The sequence below is a fragment of the Aeromonas sp. FDAARGOS 1404 genome (genome assembly GCF_019047085.1).
GTDB classification, from domain to species: domain Bacteria; phylum Pseudomonadota; class Gammaproteobacteria; order Enterobacterales; family Aeromonadaceae; genus Aeromonas; species Aeromonas veronii.
This window is the reverse complement of the sequence record NZ_CP077237.1, coordinates 4,617,391-4,633,211: the sequence shown is the minus strand read 5'-3', so window position 1 is coordinate 4,633,211 and position 15,821 is coordinate 4,617,391. Positions and strand designations below refer to the sequence as shown.

Genomic DNA, 15,821 nt, shown 5'->3' with positions numbered 1-15,821 from the left:
CACAGGATCTTCGAAAAATGAACAGTGATGCCAATGTCGATCTGACAGAAATCGCCAAGTTTGAAGCCATCGCCTCCCGCTGGTGGGACATGGAGGGTGAATTCAAACCCCTGCATCAAATCAATCCGGTACGCCTTGACTGGATCACCGACAAAAGTGGCGGTCTGTTTGGCAAGCGCATTCTCGATATCGGGTGTGGTGGCGGCATCCTCTCCGAGAGCATGGCCCGCCGTGGTGCCAGGGTCACCGGCATCGACATGGGCAAGGAACCTCTCGGCGTCGCCCGCCTGCACGCCCTGGAGCAGGGTGTTGAGCTCGAATATCGCCAGATCACCGCCGAAGCCCATGCCGCCGAAGTACCGGGCCAGTATGATGTGGTCACCTGCATGGAGATGCTGGAGCATGTGCCGGACCCCACCTCCGTGTTGCGCGCCATCGCGACTCTGGTACGCCCGGGCGGCCGGGTGTTCGTCTCCACCATCAACCGCCACCCCAAATCCTATCTGATGATGATCATCGGGGCCGAGTACCTGATGAAGATGGTGCCCAAGGGTACCCACGATCACAAAAAATTCATCACCCCGGCCGAGCTGTGTCGCATGGGTGAAGCAGCTGGCCTGCTGGTGCGGGATATGAGCGGGGTGCACTATGCACCGCTCTCCAACAGTTTCAAGCTCGGCAAGAATGTCGACGTCAACTATATGGTGGAGTTTGTCCGCCCGGAGCACGGCTGATGAACGCCTCTCGCCCTCTTCCCCTGCGCGGTGTGCTGTTCGATCTGGATGGCACCCTGCTCGACACAGCCCCGGATCTGGGGGCCGCCGTCAACCACGTGCTGATCAGCGAAGGCTTTGCGCCGCTCTCTGACGACATCATTCGTCAGACCACCTCCCACGGGGCGCTAGGGCTGCTGAAAGCGGGCCTCGGCGACGAACTGCTTGAAGAGCTGGGGGCCACCCGCCTGCGCAATGCCCTTCTCGACTACTACGCGGCCAATCTCTGCGTCGGTACCCGTCCCTATGAGGGAATGGTGGATCTTATCGAGTGGCTCGACGAGAAACAGCTCCCATGGGGCATCGTCACCAACAAGCCGGGCTTTCTCACCGAGCCGCTGCTGGCAGCCCTGCCACAGCTTGCCAGCTGCGGCGTCACTGTCAGTGCCGATACCCTGCCGGTACGAAAGCCCGACCCCGCCCCCATGTTCTTTGCTTGTGAGAAGCTGGGGGTCGAAGCAGCTCACTGCCTCTATGTGGGGGATCATGTGCGGGACATCGAAGCGGGCCGCAATGCTGGCATGCGCACCGCGGTCGCTGGCTGGGGCTATCTCAATGATGAGGAAGATCCCGCCCAGTGGGGCGCCGATCTGCAGTTTGATACCGTGCAGGCCCTGCACCACTGGCTGCGCTATGAGCTGAAGGCCAAAGCGTAACGCGCAGCCTTACCGGCTGATATGCGAAAACGGGGCGAAGAGACTCTCCGCCCCTTGCATCTCTTCCTTTACGCTCCTGCGTCCTGCGCCACCATCACTCGTCTATTCATGGATAATAAAGGCAGCTTTCTGCCTGTTGGATACCCATTTGACAAGCTCGCAGCCGTCACAAAGCGGCCACAAACCACCCTCATCTGATGCAAAGCCCTTGCCACGCCGAGCCCGCGGCTGCGACAACTGGACAGCTTTTGACCCTTGTTGCATAAGGGATAATCAGCCGCCGTTTGCTAGTAAAAAGCCCCCCGTTTCGCAAGCAAAAAAAGTTATTTAAATTTTCCATCTTCGATCGGGAGACTTGCATTTAGCGGAGCGGACGAATGAAAACCCGCTCACTGTGAGCGGTCACTAACTGATGGGGCAAGACTCACAATTTATCCACAGCTCATCACTTATCCACACATTGCAATGGCGGGCTGACCTCACTATCTTGTAGCTCGAACTTAAAATAACACTACATCTTGTGATTCATCGCACAATCTCTACCCAACTCCCGCATATCGCCGGGGCCTGGGTGGCACCATTGTGCGATGGTTTTTCGGGAATCAACTGAAGGTCATCAGCCAATGAACTTGTTTGTGACGAAGCGTAACGGACACAAAGAACCCATCGATCTGGATAAAATTCACCGCGTGCTGGACTGGGCCGCCGAAGGGCTCGACAACGTGTCGGTCTCCCAGGTAGAGCTCAAATCCCACATCCAGTTCTATGACGGTATCCGTACCGCCGACATTCACGAAACCATCATCAAGGCGACGGCTGACCTCATCTCCGAGCAGACCCCGGACTACCAGTACATGGCAGCCCGTCTGGCCATCTTCCACCTGCGCAAGAAGGCCTACGGCCAGTTCGAACCGCCCCACCTCTACCAGCACGTGGCTCGTCTGGTGGACATGGGCAAGTACGACAAGCACCTGCTGGAAGACTACACCCAGGCCGAATTCGAAGAGCTGAACACCCATCTGGATCACTGGCGCGACATGGATTTCTCCTACGCGGCAGTCAAACAGCTGGAAGGCAAATATCTGGTCCAGAACCGCGTTACCGGCGAGATCTACGAGAGCCCGCAGTTCCTCTATATGCTGGTTGCGGCCTGCCTCTTCTCCAAGTATCCGAAAGATACCCGTCTGGACTACATCAAGCGCTTCTATGATGCGGTCTCGACCTTCAAGATCTCCCTGCCGACCCCAATCATGAGCGGCGTGCGCACCCCGACCCGTCAGTTCAGCTCCTGCGTACTGATCGAATGCGACGACAGTCTGGACTCCATCAACGCCACCGCCAGCTCCATCGTGCGTTACGTTTCCCAGCGCGCCGGTATCGGCATCAACGCGGGGCGCATCCGCGGTCTGGGCAGCCCCATCCGTGGCGGCGAAGCGTTCCACACCGGTTGCATCCCCTTCTACAAATACTTCCAGACTGCCGTGAAGTGCTGCTCCCAGGGCGGCGTGCGCGGCGGTGCGGCCACCCTGTTCTACCCGCTGTGGCACACCGAAGTAGAAAGCCTGCTGGTGCTGAAGAACAACCGCGGCGTGGAAGAGAACCGTGTTCGTCACATGGACTACGGCGTGCAGATCAACAAGCTGATGTACCAGCGCCTCATCAAGGGCGGTGACATCACACTGTTCTCCCCGTCCGATGCGCCGGGTCTGTACGATGCCTTCTTCGCCGATCAGGACAAGTTCGAAGAGCTCTACGTCAAGTACGAGCAGGATCCGGCCATTCGCAAGAAGACCCTGAAAGCGGTAGACCTCTTCTCCCTGATGATGCAGGAGCGTGCCGGTACCGGTCGCATCTACATCCAGAACGTGGATCACTGCAACACCCACAGCCCGTTCGACCCGAGCGTGGCGCCGGTACGCCAGTCCAACCTCTGCCTCGAGATTGCGCTGCCGACCAAGCCGCTCAACAACATCGACGACGAGAGTGGCGAGATCGCCCTGTGCACCCTCTCCGCCTTCAACCTCGGTGCCATCGAGAAGCTGGAAGATCTGGAAGAGATGGCCGATCTGGCCGTGCGTGCCCTCGACGCCCTGCTCGACTATCAGGATTACCCGATTGCCGCCGCCAAGAAGGGCAGCATGGGTCGTCGCACCCTGGGGATCGGCGTCATCAACTACGCCTACTACCTGGCCAAAAACGGTGCCCGTTACTCCGACGGCTCCGGTCTGGCCCTGACTCACCGTACCTTCGAGGCCATTCAGTACTATCTGCTGAAAGCCTCCGTGCAGCTGGCCCGCGAGTTCGGCCCCTGCCCGCTGTTTGGCGAGACCACCTATGCCCAGGGCATCCTGCCCATCGACACCTACAAGAAGGATCTGGATGCGCTGTGCAACGAGCCTCTGCATCTGGATTGGGAAAGTCTGCGTGAAGAGATCAAGTCCGTGGGCTTGCGCAACTCCACCCTGACCGCCCTGATGCCGAGCGAGACCTCCAGCCAGATCTCCAACGCCACCAACGGCATCGAGCCGCCACGCGGCCTGGTCTCGGTCAAGGCCTCCAAAGATGGCATTCTCAAACAGGTGGTGCCCGAGTATGATCGCCTGAAAGATCAATACGAATTGCTCTGGAAGCAACCGAGCGTTGACGGCTACCTGCAGCTGGTCGGTATCATGCAGAAGTTTGTGGATCAGGCGATCTCCGCCAACACCAACTACGACCCTGCCCGTTTCGAAGGCAACAAGGTCCCGATGAAACAGCTGCTCAAGGACTTGCTGACCGCCTACAAATACGGCCTCAAGACCCTGTACTATCACAACACCCGTGATGGTGCAGACGATGCCCAGACCGACCTGCAAGATGACGGTTGTGCTGGCGGGGCTTGCAAAATCTAAGTCACGGCAAGAACTGATAACCGGGCGGGAGCGACAAGCTCCCGCTCTCCTGTTTTCTCTATTCACATATTCTGGTAACCATGGCCTATTCAACTTTCTGCCAAACCCAAAACGACCAGCTCAAAGAGCCGATGTTTTTTGGCCAATCGGTCAACGTAGCCCGTTATGATCAACAAAAGCACGAAGTGTTCGAGCGGCTAATCGAGAAGCAGCTCTCCTTCTTCTGGCGCCCGGAAGAGGTGGATGTCTCCCGTGATCGCATCGACTATCAGGCCCTGCCGCCCCACGAGCAGCACATCTTCATCTCCAACCTGAAGTACCAGACCCTGCTGGACTCCATTCAGGGTCGCAGCCCCAACGTGGCGCTGCTGCCGCTGGTCTCTATTCCGGAGCTGGAAACCTGGATTGAAACTTGGGCCTTCTCGGAGACCATACACTCTCGCTCCTACACCCATATCATCCGCAATATCGTCAACACCCCCGCCCAGGTGTTCGACGACATCGTGACCAATGAGCAGATCCTGAAGCGCGCCGGCTCCATCAGCCACTTCTACGACGATCTGATCGAAGCGACCGCCCTCTACAACCTGCATGGTGAAGGTACCCACACCGTCGCTGGCCGCGAGGTGACCATCACATTGCGCGAGCTCAAGAAGAAGCTCTATCTGTGCCTGATGAGCGTCAACGCGCTGGAAGCAATCCGCTTCTACGTGAGCTTCGCCTGCTCCTTTGCCTTCGCCGAGCGTGAACTGATGGAAGGCAATGCCAAGATCATCAAGATGATCGCCCGCGACGAAGCGCTGCACCTCACCGGCACCCAGCACATGCTGAACCTGATGCGTACCGGCCAGGATGACCCGGAGATGGCCGAGATCGCCGCCGAGTGCGAACAGGCCTGCTTCGAGCTGTTCAAAGAGGCCGCCATTCAGGAGAAAGAGTGGGCCGAGTATCTGTTCCAGGGCGGCTCCATGATCGGTCTGAACAAGGACATCCTCTGCCAGTACGTGGAGTACATCACCAACCTGCGGATGGCAGCCGTCGGTCTGCAGCCAGCCTTTGCCGGTACCAAGCAGAACCCGATCCCCTGGATCAACACCTGGCTCTCCTCCGACAATGTGCAGGTCGCCCCGCAAGAGGTAGAGGTAAGCTCCTATCTGGTGGGTCAGATCGATAGCGAAGTTAATGCCGAAGACCTGGGTGATTTCGAGCTGTGAGTGACGCCATCCGCACGCTGACCCCTGCCCCGCACTCGCCTGCCGAACAGCAGGCGGTGCAGGCACCACGGGTACATACCCGAGATGGCGTGCTGCACGCTCATCCCGGCGAAAGCGTGCTGGAAACCCTGGAACGCCACGGCCATCGGGTCGAGTTCCAGTGCCGCAGCGGCTATTGCGGCGCCTGCCGCACTCCGCTGATGGCCGGCAAGGTGCACTACCCCAATGTGCCGCTGGCATTCGTCGCCCAGGGGGAGTGCCTCCCCTGCTGCTGCAAACCGGTCGGTGCCATCCGGCTGGATATCCAAAAGAGCTGACGCAGCCAAAGACTGGCAACTCGCACAAAATAGAAAGCCGCCGGAGCAATCCGGCGGCTTTTTTTGTCTCTTCATCTTTGTTCGGGTTTGCTCGGGCGCCCGATGACAGACGCCCACCCCCTCAGAGGATTACAACCAGGGGGCAGCGGTCGGCCCGTGGTGCAGGCCCAGTTTCCAGACCCGGCCGAAGTGCTTGTAGTGACCGGCTGCGACGCCAGCCTTCTCGCCCATGCCGTGGTAGAGATCGAGGTGGCCCTTCTTCACCGCCCCGCCCACATCCAGCGCAATCAACAAGCGCAGCTGGTGCTTGCCGGTCCAGTTGCCCTCTTTGTCGAGCAAAGGGACTTCGGCAAGGATCGGGGTCCCCATCGGCAGCAGAGTCTTGTCGGCGGCAACAGCCGCCAACGGCAACAGCGGGATACCGGCTGCACCAATCACATCATTGGTGGGTCGACGCTCGAAGAAGACATAGGAGGGGTTCTGCTCCACCAGCTCCTTGACGCTCTCCTCCGGTTGACGGTTGGCCCACTCCTTGATGGCCTTCATCGACATCTGCTCTTTGGGCACTTCACCGCGGTCGATCAGTACCCGACCGATACTCACGTAACCGTGGCCGTTCTTGCCGCTATAGCCCAGATATTGCAGCCGATCGTCATCCCCGTAGTGGACAAAGCCGGAGCCCTGCACATCCATCAGGAAGTTATCGATAAGGGATTTGCTGTAACCAAGCTCCAACCCGCGGTTGGCCAGTGCCCCCTTATGGATCTCGGCCCGGGTCGGACAGCGACCGCCACATTTTGGCATGGCATAGATGGGATATTTGTATTTGGCATCCGGGCGGTGACGCACCTCCAGCACCGGCGAGTAGTAACCGGTAAACAGCACGTTACCCATGCGATCGGCGCCGCCCAGCTGAGCGAGGCTGATACCGTAACGAGTGATATCGGCAGGATTGCCGCCGCTCGCTACCCAGCGGGAGAGCTGGTGATAGAGCTCGCCATAACGGCGGGTCATCTTGCCGGAGCGCTCCAATACCAGTCTGCTTTGCGGGCCAAACTTGCTGTAGTCAGCACGCGCACGGCTATTGACCCGCTCCACCCTCACCAGATCCTCTGGCAGGGTCCCGTCCAGATACTGCTTGCCCAGATTTTCCGGCACCTCGCAATTAAGAAAGCATCTGTTGTCGGTCTGTTTTTTGGGCACTTCTGCTTTGTCAGAGTTGCCCGCACAACCGGCCAGTCCCAGCACTGCGGCGGTCAGCCAGTACGCGTGTTTATTCATATGTCCTCATATAACGCCAAGAGCCATGCTCGGCGGGGAAGATGCCAAATTTGCAGGGGGAAAGCAAACGACATCAATCACTTGAAGCAGGATTTCTCCAAAGGGGATCCGCTGGGTTATAACAAGGTGACAGGATGTGCGAGGTGATGAATGGAACAGCTCGAAATATTCCCGCTGCAGAGCCCCTGCATCGGGGTCTGCGAAGTGAACAACAAGGGCTACTGCAAGGGGTGCCTGCGCAATCGCGAAGAGCGTTTCAACTGGCTCACCATGACCCCTGCCCAGCAACAAGAGGTGATGCGCCTGTGCCGGGATCGCAAACGCCGGGTCGAGGCTGCGCGACGCAAGGCTCGCGAAGGCGATCAACCTGAACCGATGCCGCAATCTGGCTGGGATTTCTGACCCGCTCCTAACATCCCTGCAAGCCATATTCCTGCGCTCACGAGACACGACCTATCCAGCATATAAAAAATGCCGCCCGATCTTTCGACCGGGCGGCATTGTCATTGTGATGCGCGTTATGAGCGCGGCAGATCAACCAAACAGATGGTGGCTGACGATGAACAGACCACCGGAGAGCAGCATGGTCAGCGGCAAAGTCAACACCCAGGCCATCAGGATGGTCTTGATGGTCTGGCTCTGCAGGCCGGATTTGTTGGCTACCATGGTCCCCGCCACCGCAGAAGAGAGGATGTGGGTGGTGGACACCGGCATACCGGTCAGACTGGCGACCCCGATGGAGGTTGCTGCCGTGATCTGGGCCGCAATGCCCTGGCTGTAGGTCATGCCGGTAGTGCCGATCTTCTCGCCCACGGTATGAACGATACGACGCCAGCCCACCATGGTGCCACAACCGAGCGCCAGTGCGATGGAGACAATCACCCAGGTCGGTGCGTATTCAGCGGTCGCGGTCAGATCCTTGCGCCATTTGGCCAGATCGGTCAGCTCTTTGGCTGGCAGCGGCAGCTTGGCAGCCTTGCGGGCGGTGTCATCGATACAGAGCAGCAGACGACGCACTTCGCGGCGGTCGGTCAGGCTCATCTGATCATAAGTACGCACGGCACCCAGACGGGCATCCAGAGTGGCCATCGCCTGCAGCACGCCATCGGCGGAGCAGTGGGTCATCAGCTCTTCCTGAGCCGTTGCCGGTGCAGAGAAGTTGATGACGTCCGAGAGGGCGGACTGGTTGCGCTGGTAGATCTCCATGATGCGCTGGTTGGCATCCTGGGTCCGATCCAGGTCATAAGCGCGGCTGTTCATGTCCAGCGCGAAATAGGCGGGCGCCATGCAGATCAGCACCAGCATCACCAGACCGATACCCTTCTGGCCATCGTTGGAGCCGTGCACGAAGCTGACGCCCATGGCCGAGGCCACCAGGGTCAGACGCGCCCAGAACGGCGGGTGTTTCTTGCCATCCACCAGCTGGCGCTCTTCCGGCGTTTTGTGGATCTTGTTGCTGGTCCAGATGCGCTTCATCGCCAGCAGCAGCAGCGCCGCGATGATGAAGCCGATGGTGGGAGAGATGATGAGGGAAAGCATGATGTCGATTGCTTTGCCCACGTTAATCCCTTCTGTCACCGGTTTATGGGTGATCCAGGCATAGGCGCCGCCGACCCCCAGAATGGAACCGATCAAGGTATGTGAACTGGAGGCCGGGATCCCGAAGAACCAGGTGCCCAGGTTCCACACAATGGCGGAAAACAGCAAGGAGAAGACCATGATCAACCCTTGGGTGGAGTCCATCCCAAGCAGCAGGTCGATGGGCAGCAGATGGACAATGGCATAGGCCACACCCAGACCGCCGAACATGACGCCAAAAAAGTTGAAGATCCCCGATGCAACGACCGCCAGGTGAGCTGGCATCGCCTTGGTATAGATAACCGTTGCTACCGCGTTGGCGGTATCGTGAAAGCCGTTGATAAATTCATAGGCAAGCACAAAAAAAACGGCCAATACCAAACCGATTGACCACAACAAACCCAAACCACTAAACATTTCAAACATAAAAAAAAAGCCTGTTTATGAGTTGCGGCGGATTATGCCAGATGGCGGCCAACACCATAGCCACCATTGAAATATTTCAGCCATAAAAAAAAAGAGCTTTTTGGAAAAAAATATCCTAGAGCCAGTCTTCATGCGGCTTGCCATCGATTAATTAAAGCCATCAATGATTGCGGGAAAGGGCAAAAATAGCTGACAATTAAGCCAATAATTTCATTTTTATGACGTTTTTATGACATAAAAACGGGCAAAAGTGGTGATAAAACGTCCCTGCCCCACCAATCTCATCCGACCAGCACCATCAACCCCATATCCGTTTGATTCCAGATGCAAAAAGGGAGCACCTTGTGCTCCCTTGAATCGTTGCTGTGTGGCCTGTCATCAGTCCTGATTGATACGGCTGGCAACAGCGCCCTGCTGGCTCTTGTACTTGGCATTTTCCCGCTTGTTGTAGGGACGGGCCGCGACGCCGGAGAGCATCTCGAAGTTCAAGGCGCCGATCTTCATCTTCGGGCGCAGCGCCAGCGGCAGTTTGCCGCCGTTGTAGAACTCCAGCACGATGCGACCGGACCAACCCGGATCGATGCGGTGCGCGGTCACGTGCACCATCAAACCCAGGCGCGCCAATGAAGAGCGGCCATCCAGCCAGCCGACGATATCGGCAGGCAGAGTGACGGATTCGTAGGTCACCGCCAGCGCCAGCTGACCCGGGTGCAGGTAGAAGGCTTCACCATCGGGGATGTGGATCTCGTCACTCATCACCCGATCGATGGCATCGGCCATCTCGCTGCTCGGGCCGCTCAGGTCGATATAGGGCGCGGTATGATCGCGAAACACCCGAAACTCGTTACCCAGCAGCACATCGACACTGACACCACTGATCCGCTCTACCCCGGGCCGTGGCTCAATGACGATCTTGCCTTCATCCAGATGGCGTTCAATATCGGTATCACACAGACGCATTGGGCGACTCTCCTGACAAATTGTGCTTTTAAAAAAGCCGGGCATCACCCGGCTTGTTTCATCTTAACCGATCAACATGTGGCGGATACGCGCCTTGAGCATGTCGATGGCGATGCGGTTCTTGCCACCACGGGGCACGATCACATCGGCATACTGTTTGGACGGCTCGATAAACTGCAGGAACATCGGACGTACCGTCTTCTGGTACTGCTTGAGCACGGAGTCCATGGTACGGCCCCGCTCCTGCACGTCACGCACCAGACGGCGCAGCAGGCAGATGTCCAGCGGGGTATCCATAAAGATGGAGGCATCCATCAGGTCGCGCAGACGGCTGTCGGTCAACAGCAGAATACCTTCCAGAATAATCACGCGGCGCGGGGCGAACGGAGTCACCTCGCTCATCCGGGTGTGCTCGGTGTACGAGTACTGGGGAATATCTACCGCATCCCCTTTCAGCAATTGACTCAGGTGCTGAACCAGCAGGTCGTGATCCAGCGCATTGGGGTGGTCATAGTTGGTTTTTACCCGCTCTTCCATGGTCAGGTGGGTCTGATCACGGTAGTAGCAATCTTCGGTGATCACACCAATCTGACCTGCACCCAGTTCTGCCACCAGCTCTTCATAAATGGTCTGGGCTATAAGACTTTTGCCAGACGCGGACGCGCCGGCAATACCGATGATCACACACGAATGTTGAGTATCAGACATGACAAATACCTAAAAGAGAAGAGCAGTGGGGATTGTTTAAACCGATCCATTATATGAAAAAGGGTGGGCCATGCCCACCCTCAAATCCCCATCAGGTGACCGACAGCTGATTATTCATCCAGCGCGACAGTATAAAGCGGGGTCGCAATCGGTTTTGCGCTGAAAAAGAGTTCAGCTCCCACCCTGCGCGCCAGCTTCAAATAGGCCTTAGCCAGGCTTCCTTCCGGCGAACTGAAGACGGTCGGACAGCCATCATCCATGTGCTGGCGGATGTCGATGTGCAGCGGCAGCTGACCAAGCAGCGCCACTTGATACTGCTCTGCCATCTTCTGGCCGCCACCGGTACCGAACAGCGGCTCATGGTGACCACAGGCGCTGCAGACGTGGTAACTCATGTTCTCGATGATGCCGAGCACCGGCACATTGACCTTGTGGAACATGGCGATCCCCTTGCGGGCATCGGCCAGCGCCACATCCTGCGGGGTGGTGACGATCACCGCCGCCGAGGTGGGCACCTGCTGGGCCATGGTGAGCTGGATATCACCGGTGCCCGGTGGCATGTCGACCACCAGATAATCCACCTCGCCCCAGCGGGTCTCGTGGAGGATCTGCGCCAGTGCCTTGCTCGCCATCGGGCCGCGCCAGATGGTGGCATCCTGCTCGGAGACCAGATAGCCGATGCTGTTGCTCTTGAGACCGCAGGCCATCACCGGCTCCATCAGTTTGCCATCATGACTGACCGGGCGCTCCTTGAGGGTGCCCATCATGGTAGGGATGGAGGGGCCATAGATATCGGCATCGAGAATGGCGACCCGCGCCCCCTCCTTTTTCAGGGCCAGCGCCAGGTTGACCGCGGTGGTGGACTTACCCACCCCGCCCTTGCCGGAAGCAACGACGATGATGTTGCGGATCCCCTGCACTGCGTTGAGCCCCTGCGCCCGCGGCATGCTGGCCACATCGATCGAAAGTTGCCAGTCGATGCGGGAGACGCCGGTGGCAGCGCGCAATCTGGCGTCGAACTCCTCCTTGAGGGTATCGAGCAGCGACAGCGCGGCAAAGGGCAACACCAGACGGACAGAGAGACTTTGATCCTTGCTGATGACGTCGCGCACAAATCCGGCACCGACCAGATCCTTGCTCCAGCCTGCCGGCTTAAATTCGGCGAGGATCTGTTTTACTGAATCAATCACCATTAACTCCTCATTATGTTGTCATTATCTTGAGGTGAACGGTTACCGCACACAAATCAGTGGCTTGCCTGCGGTACAGATGGTGCATCCGGCCAAGCCCGGCACAGCCACAACCCTAGGCAGGCTACCCCCAATTCGGGTAACATGCACGGCACTCTATCATCCCAACAAGCACATCAAGAACGTAATATGGCAACTGATCCTCGTAAAATGCTGGTAACCTGCGCCCTCCCCTATGCCAATGGCTCCATTCACCTTGGCCACATGCTGGAACATATCCAGGCCGATATCTGGGTTCGTTATCAGCGAATGCGCGGTCATCAGGTGCACTTCATCTGTGCCGATGATGCCCACGGCACCCCGATCATGCTCAAGGCACAGCAGATGGGGATCACCCCGGAAGAGATGATCGCTGCGGTCTCCAAGGAGCACCAGGCCGATTTCGCCGGGTTCAACATCAGCTTTGACAACTATCACTCCACCCACAGCGACGAAAACCGCGAGCTGGCGGAGTTGATCTACGGCCGCCTGAAAAATGGTGGCTTTATCAAGAGCCGCACCATCTCCCAGCTGTTCGATCCGGAAAAATCGATGTTCCTGCCGGACCGTTTCGTCAAGGGAACCTGCCCCAAGTGCAAATCTCCGGAGCAGTATGGCGACAACTGCGACAGCTGCGGCGCCACCTACAGCCCGACCGAGCTGATCGATCCAAAATCTGCCGTCTCCGGTGCCACTCCGGTGATGAAGGACTCCGAGCACTTCTTCTTCGACCTGCCGCAGTTTGAAAAATGGCTCTCTGAGTGGGTACGTGGCTCCGGCGCCATTCAGGAAGAGATGGCCAACAAGATGCAGGAGTGGTTCGAAAGCGGCCTGCAGCAGTGGGACATCACCCGTGACGCCCCCTACTTCGGGTTCGAAATTCCCGGCGCCCCGGGCAAGTACTTCTACGTCTGGCTGGATGCGCCCATCGGCTACATGGCTTCTTTCAAGAACCTGTGCAACAAGCGTGGCGACATCGACTTTGACAGCTACTGGAAAGCGGACTCCGACGCCGAGCTCTACCACTTCATCGGCAAGGACATCGCCTACTTCCACTGCCTGTTCTGGCCGTCCATGCTGGAAGGTGCCAACTTCCGCAAGCCGACCAAGGTCAACGTGCACGGCTATGTGACCGTCAACGGCGCCAAGATGTCCAAATCCAAGGGCACCTTCATCAAGGCATCCACCTACCTGAACCACCTGGATCCGGAGTGCCTGCGTTACTACTACGCCGCCAAGCTCAACAGCCGCATCGACGATCTGGACCTGAACCTCGAAGATTTCGTGCAGCGCGTCAACGCTGACGTGGTCAACAAGCTGGTCAACCTCGCCTCCCGCAACGCCGGCTTCATCGCCAAGCGTTTTGGCGGCAAGCTGGCAGCCACCTGCGCCGAGCCCGAGCTCTACGCCGAGTTTGCCAATGCCCGCACCGCCATTGCCGAGGCCTATGAGAGCCGCGAGTTCAGCCGTGCCATCCGCGAAATCATGGCGCTGGCCGACAAGGCCAACCGCTATGTGGACGACAAGGCTCCCTGGGTCATCGCCAAGCAGGAAGGGGCAGATGCCGAGCTGCAAGCGGTTTGCTCCGTCGGTATCAACCTGTTCCGCGTACTGATGGCCTACCTCAAACCCGTCATGCCGCTGCTGGCCGAACGTGCCGAAGCCTTCCTGGCCGAAACCCTCAGCTGGGATGGCATCGAGATGCCGCTGGTCGATCACACCGTTGCACCGTTCAAGGCCCTCTTCTCCCGCATCGAGCCTGCGAAGATTGAAGCCATGATCGAGGCATCCAAGGAAGACCTGGCCAAAGAGCAGGCACCGAAAGTGAGCGGCCCGCTGGCTGATGACCCCATCAGCGAAACCATCACCTATGACGACTTTGCCAAGATTGACCTGCGCGTGGCACTGATCAAGAAGGCCGAAGCGGTACCGGAAGCCGAGAAGCTGCTCAAGCTGCAACTGGATATCGGCGGCGAAACCCGTCAGGTGTTTGCCGGTATCAAGTCCGCCTACAACCCGGAAGATCTGGAAGGCAAACTGACCGTGATGGTGGCCAACCTGGCGCCACGCAAAATGCGTTTCGGCATGTCCGAAGGCATGGTGCTGGCCGCAGGCCCGGGCGGCAAGGATCTCTGGATCCTGGAGCCGCAGGAAGGCGCCCAGCCTGGAATGCGCGTCAAGTAAGCGTATCGCTGACTGCGACCACAGCCAGATAGAGAAGAGAGGCCAAACGGCCTTAATGCCAGTCAGTTAAGCCTGACTGGCATTGTTTTTATTGGCTTTTTTGCACCGCATACTTTTGTGGTCTTGCCTTCACACTGCGGGGATAACTCCGCTCCCTTCGCTCCGCTCCGGTAATACAAACTGGCCCGCTTGTTTCTCCAGGTCAGCCACCCGCTTCGGGATGCTTCCCGGTGACAGGTACGGCATGCAGCTCAGTTCATGGATGAGGTACACCGAGGCCATGTGAAAACTCAACTGGTTCGCCGTGTATCCCTTCAGACTCGCCGCCATCTTTACCATCTGGCTGCACAAGAGGTTATACGCCAGCAGCACGCCCCACAGCTCTTGCCGTATCCCCGTCGCCTTCTTGCTGCGCAGGGTCAGCCGGTGCTGTTGCAGGCTGTGCCTCATCTCCCGATAGCCCAACTCGATTTCCCAGCGCTGGCTGTAGAGCTCAACGATGTCAGCGCCCGGGAAACGCATCGGGTCGACCATTGAGGTCAACACTTGGCGCTCCTTGCCGCTGATGTTGCGGGTCAGCAAACGGGCTTCCACCGTGTCCGGCAGTTGCGGCCACTTCTTGCGTGCCTGTGGACTGGTCTTGAGCTGCACCAGCACATCTTGACGCCCCAGCTTGCGCACCACCTCGTATTGCGTGCTCTTTTTGAGTGGCAGCAGCCAGTGCCGCTCGCTGCCAGTGGTTTGCCAGGCGTGGAGCAGACCGATAGAGTAAAACCCCTTGTCGAACAGGGTGAGCGAGTGGTCCGGCGTGCGTGCGACAAGCTGTTCGGCCAACACCATCTCGTTGACGGCGCAGCTCTCCATGACGGCCTGCACAAGTAGGTGACTGGTCAGCTCCATCTGGCAAAGCATGCGCACCTGCGGATAGGTGGTCTCGCCATGCTGGGTGCCGGGTTTGGCAAACTCGGCGTCATTGTCCGGGGTATCGGGGGTGCGCCACATCACGCCATCGACGGCGAGCAGTTGCAGCCTGGCCCAACCGGGGTGGTTGGCCTGCTGGTGCCAACGCGAGGCGGTCTCGTGAAACAGCCGCTCGATGCTCTTGTCCCCCAGTTTTTGGCGAGCTTGCAGGAAGGCGCTGGGGGCAACGAAAGGACGGTCGCCGGGCAACAGGATATCGAGCTGATTGACCAGCTGGGTCATGGGGACATGGCGGAAGATGGCCCAGACCAGACGCTCCATGGGCTACGGCGGCGACGCAGGGTCACGACATCCTCTTCGGCGAGCAGCGTCGTGATGAGCTCGGGAGCAATGAGGTCTGAGAGTGACTAAAACTGAGCAGCATTACTGGCGTGGAGGAAGTCGAGCGCTTGAGCGATACGCATAAAAAATCCGAAACCAATCAACAGGTTTCGGATTTTCACACAGCAGAAGGATCGGTCAATGGATCCTTAACTGATCGGCATTACACCAACCGGTGTGGCTTTTTTATTTCTCTTTTCCCCTGTGCACTCACAGACACATTAATCCCCATGCTCTGCAAAGCAGCTTTGTCTGTTATCTCTCTATCATTGAACACTGCGTTAACTCATGTTTACTTTTTC

General features: G+C 58.1%; 12 protein-coding genes and 1 pseudogene. 7 read left to right on the top strand and 6 right to left on the bottom strand.

Annotated elements, in window-relative coordinates:
* Positions 1-17 precede the first annotated feature (17 nt).
* From ubiG to yfaE, 5 genes are all read left to right on the top strand, one after another.
* Entirely contained in the window at positions 18-734 is a 717-nt protein-coding gene (gene ubiG, locus I6L34_RS21370) for a bifunctional 2-polyprenyl-6-hydroxyphenol methylase/3-demethylubiquinol 3-O-methyltransferase UbiG (RefSeq protein ID WP_216955302.1), read from the top strand.
* Positions 734-1,429 (top strand): HAD family hydrolase, encoded by a 696-nt coding sequence (locus I6L34_RS21365; protein WP_216955301.1) that lies wholly within the window; start codon positions 734-736, stop codon positions 1,427-1,429. Before ubiG ends, I6L34_RS21365 begins: the two co-directional genes overlap by 1 nt.
* Positions 1,430-2,052: 623 nt before the next feature.
* Positions 2,053-4,320, top strand: coding sequence for a class 1a ribonucleoside-diphosphate reductase subunit alpha (gene nrdA / locus I6L34_RS21360; protein ID WP_019838757.1), 2,268 nt, complete (start codon positions 2,053-2,055; stop codon positions 4,318-4,320).
* An 80-nt stretch (positions 4,321-4,400) separates the two neighbouring features.
* On the top strand, positions 4,401-5,534 hold the full coding sequence (gene nrdB / locus I6L34_RS21355; protein ID WP_058058175.1) for a class Ia ribonucleoside-diphosphate reductase subunit beta: 1,134 nt from the start codon (positions 4,401-4,403) through the stop codon (positions 5,532-5,534).
* Positions 5,531-5,851, top strand: a complete 321-nt coding sequence (yfaE, locus tag I6L34_RS21350; RefSeq protein WP_058058176.1) for a class I ribonucleotide reductase maintenance protein YfaE — start codon at positions 5,531-5,533, stop codon at positions 5,849-5,851. Before nrdB ends, yfaE begins: the two co-directional genes overlap by 4 nt.
* 129 nt (positions 5,852-5,980) lie before the next feature.
* Here yfaE and mltA read toward each other — a convergent pair whose 3' ends face one another.
* Positions 5,981-7,132 carry a murein transglycosylase A gene (gene mltA, locus I6L34_RS21345; protein WP_058058177.1) on the bottom strand — a complete coding sequence of 384 codons (1,152 nt, stop codon included), beginning with the start codon at positions 7,130-7,132 and terminating at the stop codon, positions 5,981-5,983.
* Between the two features lie 150 nt (positions 7,133-7,282).
* Between mltA and I6L34_RS21340 the strand changes: the two genes are divergently transcribed.
* On the top strand, positions 7,283-7,534 hold the full coding sequence (locus I6L34_RS21340; protein WP_005352130.1) for a DUF1289 domain-containing protein: 252 nt from the start codon (positions 7,283-7,285) through the stop codon (positions 7,532-7,534).
* Between the two features lie 132 nt (positions 7,535-7,666).
* On the opposite strand, the gene I6L34_RS21335 is transcribed toward I6L34_RS21340, so the two are convergent.
* From I6L34_RS21335 to apbC, 4 genes are all read right to left on the bottom strand, one after another.
* A complete protein-coding gene (locus I6L34_RS21335) occupies positions 7,667-9,136 on the bottom strand; it encodes an inorganic phosphate transporter (protein ID WP_075114720.1) in 1,470 nt (489 codons plus the stop codon).
* 378 nt (positions 9,137-9,514) lie between these two features.
* On the bottom strand, positions 9,515-10,096 hold the full coding sequence (gene dcd, locus I6L34_RS21330) for a dCTP deaminase (RefSeq protein WP_005336719.1): 582 nt from the start codon (positions 10,094-10,096) through the stop codon (positions 9,515-9,517).
* Positions 10,097-10,159: 63 nt separating this feature from the next.
* On the bottom strand, positions 10,160-10,804 hold the full coding sequence (gene udk / locus I6L34_RS21325) for a uridine kinase (RefSeq protein WP_041207717.1): 645 nt from the start codon (positions 10,802-10,804) through the stop codon (positions 10,160-10,162).
* A 110-nt stretch (positions 10,805-10,914) separates the two neighbouring features.
* Positions 10,915-11,997: an iron-sulfur cluster carrier protein ApbC gene (apbC, locus tag I6L34_RS21320; protein WP_058058179.1), complete on the bottom strand. Its 1,083-nt coding sequence runs from the start codon at positions 11,995-11,997 to the stop codon at positions 10,915-10,917.
* Between the two features lie 186 nt (positions 11,998-12,183).
* On the opposite strand from apbC, the gene metG reads away from it, so the two are divergent.
* On the top strand, positions 12,184-14,217 hold the full coding sequence (metG, locus tag I6L34_RS21315; protein WP_041202234.1) for a methionine--tRNA ligase: 2,034 nt from the start codon (positions 12,184-12,186) through the stop codon (positions 14,215-14,217).
* 66 nt (positions 14,218-14,283) lie between these two features.
* Here metG and I6L34_RS21310 read toward each other — a convergent pair.
* Positions 14,284-15,602: pseudogene (locus I6L34_RS21310) on the bottom strand (IS4 family transposase).
* Positions 15,603-15,821: the final 219 nt, after the last annotated feature.

What these genes read in the sequence shown, in the direction of transcription:
- metG (WP_041202234.1), top strand. Translation starts at nt 12,184, where the DNA reads ATGGCAACTGATCCTCGTAAAATGCTGGTAACCTGCGCCCTCCCCTAT.
- udk (WP_041207717.1), bottom strand. Translation starts at nt 10,804, where the DNA reads ATGTCTGATACTCAACATTCGTGTGTGATCATCGGTATTGCCGGCGCG.
- I6L34_RS21365 (WP_216955301.1), top strand. Translation starts at nt 734, where the DNA reads ATGAACGCCTCTCGCCCTCTTCCCCTGCGCGGTGTGCTGTTCGATCTG.
- dcd (WP_005336719.1), bottom strand. Translation starts at nt 10,096, where the DNA reads ATGCGTCTGTGTGATACCGATATTGAACGCCATCTGGATGAAGGCAAG.
- nrdA (WP_019838757.1), top strand. Translation starts at nt 2,053, where the DNA reads ATGAACTTGTTTGTGACGAAGCGTAACGGACACAAAGAACCCATCGAT.
- I6L34_RS21340 (WP_005352130.1), top strand. Translation starts at nt 7,283, where the DNA reads ATGGAACAGCTCGAAATATTCCCGCTGCAGAGCCCCTGCATCGGGGTC.
- mltA (WP_058058177.1), bottom strand. Translation starts at nt 7,132, where the DNA reads ATGAATAAACACGCGTACTGGCTGACCGCCGCAGTGCTGGGACTGGCC.
- nrdB (WP_058058175.1), top strand. Translation starts at nt 4,401, where the DNA reads ATGGCCTATTCAACTTTCTGCCAAACCCAAAACGACCAGCTCAAAGAG.
- ubiG (WP_216955302.1), top strand. Translation starts at nt 18, where the DNA reads ATGAACAGTGATGCCAATGTCGATCTGACAGAAATCGCCAAGTTTGAA.
- I6L34_RS21335 (WP_075114720.1), bottom strand. Translation starts at nt 9,136, where the DNA reads ATGTTTGAAATGTTTAGTGGTTTGGGTTTGTTGTGGTCAATCGGTTTG.
- apbC (WP_058058179.1), bottom strand. Translation starts at nt 11,997, where the DNA reads ATGGTGATTGATTCAGTAAAACAGATCCTCGCCGAATTTAAGCCGGCA.